Source organism: Sphingobacterium humi (assembly GCF_009768885.1).
In the GTDB taxonomy this organism is placed as follows: domain Bacteria; phylum Bacteroidota; class Bacteroidia; order Sphingobacteriales; family Sphingobacteriaceae; genus Sphingobacterium; species Sphingobacterium humi.
Map to the genome: position 1 here is coordinate 16,394 of NZ_WSQA01000003.1, position 12,620 is coordinate 29,013.

The following is a 12,620-nucleotide window of genomic DNA, read 5'->3' on the forward strand; positions in this document are numbered from 1 at the left end:
TTTTAGAGGCAAAAGCATCTGACCATGCCCATGCCTAGTAGTAAACTTTAACCAAGTACTAAAATATGATTAAAAATGACTTGTTGCAAGTGCATTCAAACCGGCATTTGTACTTTAGATTCATTATCCGAATGAAACTAACCCTAATTATGATATTATTCTTTCTGTTTAACGTGAAGGGAAATGTGTTTTCCCAGCAGAAAGTCAGCATTTCAGTGCAGAAAACGAAGCTTAGCAAGGTGCTTAAACTCATCGAAGCGCAAAGTGATTATTACTTTGTCTTCAATCCGGGTTTAAAGAATTTTGCAAAAGAAATAAATATTGCGGTGGATAATGAACTGGTAACTGAACTGTTGCCAAAGTTATTCCGCCGGAGTGGCTTGGCCTATACCGTAGAGGAGTCGGGCTTGGTGGTGGTTAATCAGCAACAGACGATTAACGTACGGGGCCAGGTTGTCGATCCGGAAGGCCATCCGCTAGCAGGAGCTACCATTCGTGTAAAAGGATCAGCCACAGGTAAATCAACCGATTTAAACGGACAGTTTGAAATCGAACTTCCCGCGGGGAGTATCCTGATTGTTTCCTATACCGGTTTCTTATCCAAAGAAGTAACGGTAAATACAGGTGCCGCCTTGAAAATTCAGTTGGAACCAGACCAGATGATGCTGAATGAAGTGGTGGTAACAGCCTTAGGCATTACCCGCGAAAAAAGAACCCTAGGCTACTCGGTAACCCAGGTGAACGGTGAAAGCCTAACACAAGCCCGGGAAAATAACGTGGCTAATGCCTTGGTCGGTAAGGTGGCAGGATTGGATGTGACTTCTACAGCCGGTGGTGTAGGGTCCGCGACAAGTGTGGTTATCCGCGGTGCATCCAGCTTAAGCCAAACCAACCAACCTTTATATGTCATTAACGGTGTACCGATGGAGAATGCGCCGCAAGGGATTACCAATAAAAATCCGAATGGAAATAGCGGTAGCCAATGGGATAATGCCCCGGATATGGGGGATGCTATCGGGAACTTAAATCCCGATGATATCGAAAGTATTTCCGTGTTAAAAGGTGCTGCAGCATCAGCTTTATATGGCTCGCGTGCGAAAGCAGGGGTTATTTTGATCACCACAAAATCAGGTAAAGGATCAGGTATCGAGTTCAGTAGCAACTACGTGGTCGAACAGGTAATGGATAGAACCAATTGGCAATATGTATATGGCCAAGGTGCTAACGGGGAAAAACCACGGGACGGACAAGCCGCAGCGCAGGTAGGTGGTTCTAGCTGGGGTGCTAAATTGGACGGCAGTTCCGTGCCCCAATTCGATGGCGTATCCAGACCATATGTAGCCCAAAAGGATAATATCGAGAACTTCTACCGCAATGGCCACACCTGGACCAACTCCTTAGCCTTGAACAAAGGCTTCGATAGCGGAACCTTGCGCTTGTCGATAAGCGATGTTCGCAATCAATCGATTATGCCGAACTCCGGACTTGACCGCCAATCATTTGCGCTTGCGGGTACCTTCGAGCCTATCAAACGCTTGAAAATTGATGCCAGAACAAACTACATCATTGAGGACGCAAAGAACAGACCGATGCTATCTGATGGTGCTGGAAGTGCCAATTACAACGCCGTATTCTTACCGATCTCGGTCGATATCCGCAGCTTAAAGCCTTGGAAAACCGAGGATGGTCATGAAATCGCTTATAATGCCGGTAATCCATGGGATACCAATCCTTATTTTGCTGCGTACGAAGTCGTGAATAATACCGATAGAAACCGCTTGATAAGCTCCTTATCTGCGCGATATACCCTCGACAATGGCTTGTTCATTCAAGGACGTGCCGGTCAGGATTTCTATACCAATGCCTACTTAAGCGTATTGCCAGAAGGCCTTGCCTATTCTGCTCCGAATAACCTAGTATCGCAGAAAATGCGCTATTCAGATATCAATGCCGATGTGTTAGTGGGGAAATCCTTTAAAGTTAATGAGGATTTCGTCGTGACGCCTAATGTAGGAGCCAGCTACCGGAATACCACCTCAGACTTAACCATTAACCAAGGAAACGAATTCTTAGTGCCAGGTGTGCATACCATTACCGGCTTGAAAAATAAATCGCTGGTTTACGTAGAGTCTGAAATGGAAACACAATCCACTTACGCCACCTTAGAATTGGCCTATCAAGATTATTTATACCTGACGGGTTCTTGGCGTACCGATTGGTTCTCGACCCTTGCCGCGCCAGGCTTCGACAACAAGCTGAGTGTCACTTACCCTTCCATCAGTGGATCCTTTGTGTTTTCAGAACTGCTATCTTCTGATATCATGAACTTTGGTAAACTACGTGCCGGATATGCGGTGGTTGGTCAAGCCACAGTACCCTATCAAACCTCCTTGACCTATAATTTCATGAGTCAATCGCTGAATGGTAATCCGCTAGGACAGATTTCTTACGATTATATCCCGAATTCCGGATTAAAAGCTTCGAAAGCAGCCGAATTGGAAGTGGGTACAGATATCCGTTTCTTTAGTGATCGCTTAAGCCTTGACCTAACCTGGTATAAGAAACGCTCTTCCGATGAGATTGTTAGTGTCACCATTCCAACTACTTTGGGCTATAGCCAAGCGGTGTTAAACACAGGATCTATCGAGAACAAAGGGCTGGAAATGTTATTGACAGGAAGACCGTTCAAACACGATGATTTTAGCTGGACGACTTCCTTGAATATGACCTACAACAAGAATAAAGTAGTTTCATTAGCCGATGGATTGAAGGAGCAATTGTTAGCGACTTCCCGCTCTGGCGTTGGCTTCCTGAAAAATTACCCTGGATTAGCCATGGGACAGATTGTAGCCTATGATTATGCTTATGATGAGCAAGGCAATCGCCTGACCAACGATGATGGATCACCGAAGAAAGGGGAGCTGAAACCTTACGGATCGGCCTACAACAAATGGTTTGCAGGCTGGAACAATGAGTTTTCCTACCGTAACTTCAACTTAGCGTTCTTAATCGATGGCAAGTTTGGTGGTAAACTATTCTCGGGAACAGATTACCTAGGTTACATCAAAGGATTACACCAGGCAACCTTAGAAAATCGGGAAGAATTAGGAAACAAAGCCGCGAAATTCTACGAAAATACAGCGAATAATGCCTCTCATCTGTTTGTAAATGATGCGAGTTTTATCAAGTTCAGACAGCTTACTCTAGGCTATAATTTCCCGACGAAATTATTTAATGAGCGCATCAAGAGCTTAAACGTAAGCTTGGTAGCCAGAAACTTATTTATTCTGATGAAGAAAACCGATAACATCGATCCTGAATCGAGTTATAATGCGACCTTCCCAGGCCTTGAGCTTGGTGGTATGCCGCCGGCACGCACTTTCGGTTTCAATCTAAATGTTAAATTCTAAATCTTCGCTCCTCATGAAAATTACATCCTTAAAAACAATCGCCTTCCTACTGCTTACCGGCGCAACTTGCCTGCAAAGCTGTACGAATGACTTTGATAAAATCAATACGGATCCGGTAGCTTATAGTGCTCAGAATTTCGATCCTAACTTTATGTTCAGCACTGCGCAATTAACTTATACAGGCAGTACGGACTTTGCTTACGAAACCTGGCGCGCAAACCTGATTTATGCAGGAACCATGATGCAAGGGATTTCCTCCGTGGTTAGTTATTGGGCAGGTGATAAATACCTGAATACGCCTTGGTACACCTCGGCGTATTGGGAAAGAGCCTATGCCGAGCAAGTGAAACCCATTGTTGATATTGTGGAAGTGACCCGCACAAAAGACAAATATAAAAACCTGCATCAGGCGGCACGCATCTGGAAAGCCTTAATCTTTGCCCGCATTACCGATCTCTATGGTGATGTGCCTTATACCGAAGCTGGCCTAGGTTATTATGAGAAAAATCTAGCTACCAAATACGATAAGCAGCAAGCCATCTACACAGATATGCTGAAGGAACTTGAAGATGCGGTATCCAAATTAGATGCCAATGCAGATAAGATCTCCGGCGATGTTATCTACAAAGGTGATGTCGAAAAATGGAAAGAATTCGGTAACTCCCTGATCCTTCGCTTGGCGATGCGCTTAACGAAGGTCGATGAAACCACCGCCAAATCCTACGTCAGCAAGGTTGTTGGCAAAACCTTAAGCAGCAATGCCAATAATGCCTTCCTAAAGCATGATGAATCCGGTGCGCGCATTACCCAGAACAGAAATAGCCAGGTGCTATTAGGCGATGGGGGGCAAGAGCATTATTACGTGAAATGGTCCGATACTTTTATTAAAGCCTTAAAATCCACTAACGATCCACGTATTAATGTTGCGGTATCCAATCTATGGTTAAACCCGACGATAAAGGAGCAGAATAGCAACTTCATCGCTGCAGCTAACCAACAAAAAGGAATGCCGAATGGCAAGGATTTGGGAACCAATGCAGCCTATGCCATAGCCTCCGATCCTTCTTATACCACGATGCCCGCCTATTCATCGCCGCATCCGGGCATGATCAAACGTGACGGTGTGACCTTTATCCTTACCTATGCTGAATCAGAATTACTGGCAGCCGAAGCAGCGCAACGCTGGGGAATCGGTGGATCAGCGGCTAGCCACTATAAAAATGCCATCAAAGCTGGTATCACCTTCTTAGGCCAATACGATGCCGCCTTACAAATTACGGACGCCGCTGCAGAAGCCTACGCTACGGCCAATCCATTGACCGATGGCTTAAAACAAATCGGATTGCAGTACTGGTTGCATCAGAATACCGCCTTGAATTTCTATGAATCCTGGTCTAATTGGCGCCGCACGGGCTATCCGGAACTGGTACCTGTTAAGTATATCAACAGCGATACCAAAGGACAGATTCCTCGTCGCTTTCCGTATCCGGATGCCGAAGCAGCGAACTCCAATGCCGCATACTACAAGGAAGCCGGAGCTGCCATCCCGGGTGGGGATAACCTGACCGGACGCGTATGGTGGGATAAACAGTAAATTTTAATTTAATATATATAGCTGATGGAGGCAATACATTTCGGTGTATTGCCTTTTTTAGTAGAAAAAGGTCTTATTTTGAAATGGCGGAAAAGGTGATGATGGGGTTTGTACCATCAATCTGCATATCCGATAGGGGCTTAAGCTCCAATTTACTATCGGTAAGTTTCAGGATCTTATACGTAGAACTAATGGCTACAGAATCTGCCGGAACGTTCCAACGATCCCACAGGTGATTCTTCTTCTGGATATGGAAAACCAAGGTCGAATCGACGGTGGAAACCTGGTAGCCGCCCCATACTTCGGAGTTTTCCAAGGCCGGGATAAAATTAACATCGCCCATTTTCTCAGGCTTGCTGAGTAAATAGGACTCCGTTTTATGGGTAAATTGAATCTCGTTAAAGTTCAATACCATCTTCTTGGCATATTTATAAATCCCAATCTGATCGACGGCTTGCTCTTCCACTTCCGATCTGTTTTCCCAGTTAAATTGCTGTAATCGACCAATGTTCAAGGAGGTTTCAATAGGCGTAATGTCCTCTTCCTTACATCCTAAGAGTAAGCCTAAAGCTAGGAAAAGGGTACATTTCACGTTCATGGTCGTCTTTGGTATGGAGAAGCCATAAGGATGGTTCATTCTCAGTCGTGAAGTTACGCCAAAGATTTTTTAAAACAAAAGGAAAACTGTTAATTTTAACTTAAATATTAAAGATATTTCTTATTTTATAAATAAAGTGCGATTCACACCGATTTCTTCCAAGAAACGGGCATCATGCGAAACAACCAACAAGGTTCCTTGAAAACCCAACAGTGCCTCGGTCAGGATTTCCATATTCGGGATATCCAGGTTGTTCGTCGGCTCGTCCAGAATAATCAGGTCGGGAGCCTGGCTGGCAATATGCAAGCAGCATAGCAATAGCCGCATTTTCTCGCCACCACTTAAGCTCAAGCAAGACTGATCCCAGCTTTCCTTCGCAAATAGAAAGCGATTCAACCTGATTTTAAGCTCATGTTCCTGCAAGGCCGATTGATTAAAAGAAGCCGCCATCTCGTAAACCGATTGGTTAGATTGCATCAAGGAGTAATCCTGATCCACATAGATAGCTTGGAATGGATTGTCCTTTAACTCACCTTCTGAAGGAGGGATTTTGCCCAAGATAAGTTGGATCAAGGTGGTTTTGCCGGCTCCATTGCGACCCTGAATCGCCATCCGGTCGCCGTGATATAGCGCAAAGCTCAACCCTTCTTCCCAAAGCGGTCTATCGCCATAGCGGTAATTCAATGCTGTTGCTTCCAACAACTTCTTGCCTTGATGCGTATTCGATTGGGCAAAGCCTACCTTCATCTGTTCCAAATCCGAGCGGCTAGCCCGTAGTTGTTGCAGATCTTGGCGCACGCCGGTAATTTTCTCCTGGTGCACCGCCTTCAATTTCGCGCTACTGCCTTCCGCTTGATTCCGCAGGGTATTCATCATAATCCGGGCAACGCCGGCTTTTTCCTGTTTTCCTTTGCCGCGGGCATTCAACTTCTGCTGGCGTTCGTTCGCTTCCCGCTCTTTATCTTTAGCCTTGCGCAGTGCCTTTTCCTTAGCCAGCACCTGCTGCTCTAAGGCGTTGCGTTCCAGGTCTTTTTGTGCTGTGTAAAAGCTGTAATTCCCCCCGAAGCGTTGCATGCCCTGGCTGCTCATTTCTGCCGTCAAGGGTATGCGGTCTAACAGCTCGCGGTCGTGGCTCACCAATAGCAAGCTTGCTCTTGTGTTTTCCAACAAGGTCATCAGCTTTTCACGTGCCGGGCGATCTAAGTGATTACTCGGCTCATCCAACAGGAGGAGGGCAGGTTGATGGACGCGGATCCCCGCCAAAAAGACCTTTACTTTTTCGCCGCCACTGAGCAAATCAAAAGGCTGATCTAAATCGCTAAGAATTAAATCCCATTCGGCCAAGGCTTCCAAACTCGCTTCTTCAATATCCCAACGGTCGTTTAACTGGTCATACAGTTCCGGTGCTACCTCACCGGCCAGAATCCGCTGTAAGGCCTCTCTCATGTCGGCAATGCCCAATACCTGGGCTACAGTTTGTCCGCTGTAGGCAGCAAACTGCTGCGGCACATAGTAGGGTTTTTCCTCAAGGAATAGCGTACCGCTGCTCAAGGGCAATAGCCCAGCAATGATTTGCAATAAAGTGGACTTCCCGACGCCGTTTTGGCCGATCAGTGCAATTTTCTCCTGTTTGTTTAAGGTAAAATGGATATCCTGAAATAGCATATCCTTATTGGGATGTATATAGCTTATGTTTTGTAAATGAACCATAACTTTCGTTTAAAAATGAAACCATACACCAAAGCCGAATGGCTGGTGTTGCATTGTTAAATGGAAAGAAATGGGGTATTACATGTGCTATATTTTTTACAAAAGTACACATTATTTCGGAAATGCCTAAAGCCTATCCGTTTAGTATGGTTCTAAAGGTGAGGTTGATGCGAGGGCCATGCGCCATTTTGGTGGGCGGCAGGCGATGCAGCCAATGGCTTTGCGTGCTATCTTTCATCAGTAGTAAGCTGCCGTCCTCTAGCAGGATATCCACTTTTTCCTTGCTGTTTTTATGCTTAAAAGAGAACTTACGTTCCGCGCCAAAGGTTAAGGAGGCAATGGCACCATTGGGTTTGAGGTCTTTCTCGCCATCGCTATGCCAGGCCATGCCTTCCGAACCATCGTGGTACAAATTCAATAAGCAGGAATTAAAGCTTTCTTGACTGATGCTTTCAACTTGCTTTTTCAGATCCAGCAGGGCTGGCGTCCAGGGCAGGGCGCGCTTCAGAATACCCGAGTAGCTGTATTCAAAAGCCCGATCGCCATACCAGGCCACCTTGCGTTTGGTTACCAAGTGTTTCCCAAAAATAACCGCCTCATCGTTTTTCCAGGCAATATGTTGCCATAATTCCTGGTAATAAGCGGCTGTGTCAGGAATCACTACGCCATAATAATGCACGGTGCCGTCATAGGGCAACCAATTGCGTTTCGGGTCTGCGGAATTAACTAATCTCATCGCTTGTTTTTGCTTCTTTAAGAGCCATTTCCCATCCAATGATGGCTGTTTTACGGTTCGGATCCCAACGGTAGCCACCGAATTTGCCCGAGGACTGGATGACCCGGTGACATGGAATCAGGTAGGCCACTGGATTTTGCCCGATGGCGGTTCCTACGGCGCGGGATGCTTTTGGATGGTCGATGGCTTGGGCAATCTCGCCATAGCTGGCCAGTTTGCCTGCAGGAATCTGCAATAAAGCCTCCCATACCTTCAGCTGGAAAGGGGAGCCTTTCAAATGTATTTTCAGGGGTTCGCCCGAATGGTCCGCTTCCGGGTCAAATATAGCCATTGCCGATTGCTGCAATTCGCTATATTCCTCATAAAAGCTAGCCTTGTCGAACTGCTTTTTCAGCTGCTCCAAGGCAGATGCTTTTTCCTCCGTAAAGGCCATAAAACAGATGCCCTTGTCGGTGGAGGCAATCAGGCATTGCCCAAAAGGAGTATAGGGGAAGCTGTAGGCTATTTTAAGGCCCGCTCCGCCATTTTTATACACCGCAGGGCTCATGCCCTCAATTTGAATAAACAGGTCGTGTAGCCTGCTTGTACTGCTCACACCGGTTAGCATATGCGTGTCAAACAAGGTGCGTTGTTCTTGCTTCAACAGGCGCTTGGCGTAATCGAGCTGAATAAATTGCAGGAATTTCTTCGGACTCGTACCGGCCCATTCCGAGAAGAGGCGTTGAAAGTGGTAAGGACTTAAATGCACATGGGCAGCAATTTCTTCCAGGCTGGGTTTCTGCTGAAAGTTATCCTGAATGAACTGTATAGCTTCCGCTATGCGTTCATAATTGATGGCTTGTTGTGTCTTTTCCATATACAAAGATGCATCGAAATAAGCGTCGCTAAAATCCGATTCTTGCTAAGTTAGCTAATTTCAAAAAATAAACGCGCCTTCAGCATGGCCTCCATTTGTTGGGGACAACGCCAAAGGCGAGTTTGCAGCTTTTTAGCAAGCTTCTATAAATCGCGTGTAGGAATTAAATTCCTTTCCAAATGGTTTCAATCCCTTGTTTTTGAATAAAGGATTGGAAGTCGGCCAGCGTATTTTTGTTATTGCGCACCTGACGTGCCGGAATTTTATGCTGATCGGCATAGGCGACCAATAGGCCTACGGCTTCACCAATTCCCCATTCGGTAGGGTGCAGGCGATAACAGCCATTGGTAATATGCGTGGTACCGATGTTTTTGTTCGCCGGGAACAGGTTGTTCATGCGAACAGGTAATAAGGAGCCCAAAGGAATCTGATAAGGCAAAGACCCGAAGTCGATGTAATTATCCCCTTGGTTACTTGGGTGCAAGTCGATATGGTAATAGCCCACCCCTACAGAATCATGAAACTGGAAGGCTTTTTTCCCTTCTTTCGGGCCTGCCACCTGCAGTCTGTTTTCAGCACCTACATGTTCCTCCAAGACGGTGGTCTCGGCTTTAATACGTCTGGCTTCGCGGATGTATGGATATTTGGCCATACCATCGCTGGTGCCCATAATATCGCCACGCAGGCGTAAGCCTTTCCAGCCTTGCCCACCATCGGCACGCGGTGCCTCCGTTTGCAACCAATAGAACAGGGCCATGTTTAAGTTCCGGGCATCGTCTACCGTTTTCTTGAATTCAGCATCCGATACATCGATCAGATTCCCCATCATATAATCGTTTTGTGGCCAGTTCACGATGGTGATATCACCGCCATAAAAACCCGGCGTGAAATTATCTTTATGAATCATTCGGCGGTAATTCCAGAGGTTTAAAGCACCGGGCGTATCGATGCCTCGTGGATCAAAGCCTAAACGTTTGGGTTTCAAATCGCGCGGATTGGAATAGCTCAAATCCAATAAGCGACCCGACCAAGCCGGACTCATCTTCGGCACAAAGTTGCGCCATTTCTGATAGTCGGCTGGTTTATCGATGGTATTGTCTACCCCATCTTGATAATCCATGGCAAAACATAGCGTAAAGGCCTGATGGTTTTGCGGTCTTTTTGTATTTGCTGCATGCAGCTCTTTGGTTTCTTGTTTGGATTCTGTACCGGTGATATATTCCGTCTTGGTCATCGGCAACAAATCACCACACTCTGTGGCATCCACAAAATAACGAGCTTTGATATCCAGGTTCGGGCCGCCCATTTCCGAGCGTAAGGTTATATGCTTCACCAGATCGCCTTGTGTATCTGCTTTCTGTGCTTTGTAGCCCAAGAATATTTGCAATTGACCCGAGCTGAGGTAAGGCATCAGCATCTCATACAGCACAGCCACACAAACTTTTGGTTCATGACAAATGCGCGAAACACTGCCATTGCCCGGGTTGAGGTTTTCTCTGCTTTTTGCATCCGCCGTAAGGGGGTAATTACGTTTGTAGAAATCGCGAACACGGGTTCTATATTCACGGTAGGAGCTAGGTGCACCATGCGTCTCAATCCAGGAGTGCTCATCCGGAGGTACCCCTTGTTGGGAAATCTGACCACCCAACCAATCGGTTTCTTCGGTCAAGATGGCGCGCATACCATTGCGGCATACCGCTAATGCGGTGGCACAGCCACCTAAGCCGCCGCCAATAATAGCGACATCGGTTTCCAGACCCGAACCTGCTGCCAAAGCAAACTGATCCGCATCTGCTGTAATTGCTAAAGGATTTGCCGAACTAAAAGGGAGGTTAAGGCTGCCCAGTCCGGAAAGGGCAGCCAATTGTAAAAAGTTTCTTCTCTTCATGCTTGATAGGGAATAGGTTTAGTAGCCATTATTTTGTCCTAGTGCTGGCGCTAAATCGAGCTCGCGCTGCGGCACTGGGAATAAATAGAATTTATCGTTCCAAAAGCGGTTCTGATCACGCACTTTTAGTTTATTCTTATAGGCGTCGTAGTTTGCAATGTCGTTTAAGTCATGGCGCGCCGATTTCTTAAAGTTAGGAACCATATCCGGAGTTACCAAATCATAACCCTCCTGCGTGATGGTACCATTTGGCGCACGCGATGCCAATGGATAGCCATATGAAGGGCCTTCGTTTTCTAAATCGCCGATTTTCCAACGACGCAAGTCTACAAAATGCAAGCCTTCTAAAGCCAGTTCTACTTTTCTTTCACGACGAACAATCTGACGCATCTTTTCCTGGTTTCCTTGGCGCTCTATCCCAAAATTCGGCATCTTTGAACGCTTTCTTACCTGGTTAATCGCGTCATAAACAGAATTGTCCAGCTCATTTAATTCTATTTTCGCTTCTGCGTAATTCAGTAAAATTTCCGCATAGCGCATCACAATAGAGTTACAGGTTTGCGCACCTATAGATTCAATTTTTTCATTGCTGTATTTTTTCCACATCAGGCCCACACCGGCATTGGCAAAACTGGTCCAGGCAGCACCGGAATTGATATCGGCATTGGTGCCCGTATTCCAGGTATTGGTCGTGAAATTAAAAATCTTCGTGGTCGGTTGATACACGTCCAAAATCATTTTAACACGGCCTGTTTCCGTACCATTGGTATTTCCTTCCACGGTATCTTTGTGCATCCAAAGGGTATAGCCAAAGCGAGGGTCGCGGTTGGCCCATGGTTTCTTCGGGTCGTAAAGCGGTGATTCGTCGATACGTAAACCGTCTTTACATTCGTAGGTGTCGGCTAACAATTGACCGGGGTGGCGACCGGTTTGTCCATAATTTCTAGACACCTGCCCAAAACCAATCATATGTGTTTTTTTAACCCCTTTGTCTGAATAGATAATTTCAAACATGGATTCATTGCGCACATCGGCTTTTTGTTGTCCGGCTTTATTGAATAAGTCTTCAAAGTTGTTGGCCAATACACGTTGGCCAATCACCTGCTTGGCTGCTTCTGCCGCAACTTTAAAATATGCAGGGCCTTTATTGGCATAGTTTAAACTTCCCGCTAACAAACCTAAGCGCGATTTTACGCCATAGGCAACACTGCGATCCACACGTCCACGCGCTGTCGCTATCCAAGGCAGGTCGTTCATAATACCATCCAGGTCCGTCAATAGAAAATCAACAATAACAGCCTCATCAGTACGGGTACTGTTGTATTCTTCCGGGGTCACCGGTTTGGTAAAGAAAGGAACCTTGCCAAATGCAGCCAATAAGTTGTAATAAGCAAAGGCGCGTAATACTTTCGCCTCGGCCAGGTATTGTTTTGATTTTCCTTGAAGTTTTTCCAGGTGAGGTTCCGCTCCGGTTAGCACTCCGTTTGCACGGGTAATAATGTTAAAGTTGGCTGTCCACCATTGCGAAACCGATCCATTGTCTGGGTTTAAGCTTCCTCCGGCACCAATGGTGGTGTTCTCTGCCCGTTCAAAGGCTAAGCCTGTCCAGTGGTCAAGCATAATATTAAAGGGCAGGTTGAACGCAAGGTTTATATTCAGGGCAGCATATACCCCGGAAACCCCATCTTCAACGGCCGCTTCCGATTGGTAGAAACCCGATGAGGAATAACTGGTCGGCTCTCTATCCAAGAATTTATCACAAGAGGTGAAAAATCCACTTAGAATAAAGCCTAATATGTATATAGATAGTTTAGACGTTTTCATAATC

8 protein-coding genes are annotated in these 12,620 nt (G+C 46.1%); 2 read left to right on the plus strand and 6 right to left on the minus strand.

Annotated features, from left to right (window positions below; genetic code table 11):
* The first annotated feature begins 131 nt into the window (after nt 1-131).
* On the plus strand, nt 132-3,410 hold the full coding sequence (locus tag GQF63_RS04295) for a SusC/RagA family TonB-linked outer membrane protein (protein ID WP_246163298.1): 3,279 nt from the start codon (nt 132-134) through the stop codon (nt 3,408-3,410).
* A gap of 13 nt (nt 3,411-3,423) precedes the next feature.
* A complete protein-coding gene (locus GQF63_RS04300; RefSeq protein WP_160367885.1) occupies nt 3,424-5,004 on the plus strand; it encodes a SusD/RagB family nutrient-binding outer membrane lipoprotein in 1,581 nt (526 codons plus the stop codon).
* Between the two features lie 73 nt (nt 5,005-5,077).
* Here the strand turns inward: GQF63_RS04300 and GQF63_RS04305 are convergent, their stop codons facing one another.
* The 6 genes from GQF63_RS04305 to GQF63_RS04330 form a co-directional block, all read right to left on the minus strand.
* Nucleotides 5,078-5,641 carry a hypothetical protein gene (locus GQF63_RS04305; RefSeq protein ID WP_160367886.1) on the minus strand — a complete coding sequence of 188 codons (564 nt, stop codon included), beginning with the start codon at nt 5,639-5,641 and terminating at the stop codon, nt 5,078-5,080.
* Between the two features lie 81 nt (nt 5,642-5,722).
* A complete protein-coding gene (locus GQF63_RS04310) occupies nt 5,723-7,312 on the minus strand; it encodes an ABC-F family ATP-binding cassette domain-containing protein (RefSeq protein ID WP_160367887.1) in 1,590 nt (529 codons plus the stop codon).
* Nucleotides 7,313-7,445: 133 nt separating this feature from the next.
* Nucleotides 7,446-8,048: an alpha-ketoglutarate-dependent dioxygenase AlkB family protein gene (locus tag GQF63_RS04315; protein ID WP_160367888.1), complete on the minus strand. Its 603-nt coding sequence runs from the start codon at nt 8,046-8,048 to the stop codon at nt 7,446-7,448.
* On the minus strand, nt 8,035-8,904 hold the full coding sequence (locus GQF63_RS04320; protein ID WP_160367889.1) for a methylated-DNA--[protein]-cysteine S-methyltransferase: 870 nt from the start codon (nt 8,902-8,904) through the stop codon (nt 8,035-8,037). The genes GQF63_RS04315 and GQF63_RS04320 overlap by 14 nt, the downstream gene beginning before the upstream one ends.
* Before the next feature lie 163 nt (nt 8,905-9,067).
* Nucleotides 9,068-10,792 (minus strand): FAD-dependent oxidoreductase, encoded by a 1,725-nt coding sequence (locus GQF63_RS04325; RefSeq protein WP_160367890.1) that lies wholly within the window; start codon nt 10,790-10,792, stop codon nt 9,068-9,070.
* 18 nt (nt 10,793-10,810) lie between these two features.
* The gene (locus tag GQF63_RS04330) at nt 10,811-12,616 is read right to left on the minus strand and encodes a RagB/SusD family nutrient uptake outer membrane protein (RefSeq protein WP_160367891.1); all 1,806 of its coding nucleotides are present in this window, start codon (nt 12,614-12,616) and stop codon (nt 10,811-10,813) included.
* Nucleotides 12,617-12,620: the final 4 nt, after the last annotated feature.

Excerpts from the sequence above, each read along its gene's own strand:
- GQF63_RS04295 (WP_246163298.1), top strand. The coding sequence starts at position 132 with ATGAAACTAACCCTAATTATGATATTATTCTTTCTGTTTAACGTGAAG.
- GQF63_RS04300 (WP_160367885.1), top strand. The coding sequence starts at position 3,424 with ATGAAAATTACATCCTTAAAAACAATCGCCTTCCTACTGCTTACCGGC.
- GQF63_RS04305 (WP_160367886.1), bottom strand. The coding sequence starts at position 5,641 with ATGAACCATCCTTATGGCTTCTCCATACCAAAGACGACCATGAACGTG.
- GQF63_RS04310 (WP_160367887.1), bottom strand. The coding sequence starts at position 7,312 with ATGGTTCATTTACAAAACATAAGCTATATACATCCCAATAAGGATATG.
- GQF63_RS04315 (WP_160367888.1), bottom strand. The coding sequence starts at position 8,048 with ATGAGATTAGTTAATTCCGCAGACCCGAAACGCAATTGGTTGCCCTAT.
- GQF63_RS04320 (WP_160367889.1), bottom strand. The coding sequence starts at position 8,904 with ATGGAAAAGACACAACAAGCCATCAATTATGAACGCATAGCGGAAGCT.
- GQF63_RS04325 (WP_160367890.1), bottom strand. The coding sequence starts at position 10,792 with ATGAAGAGAAGAAACTTTTTACAATTGGCTGCCCTTTCCGGACTGGGC.
- GQF63_RS04330 (WP_160367891.1), bottom strand. The coding sequence starts at position 12,616 with ATGAAAACGTCTAAACTATCTATATACATATTAGGCTTTATTCTAAGT.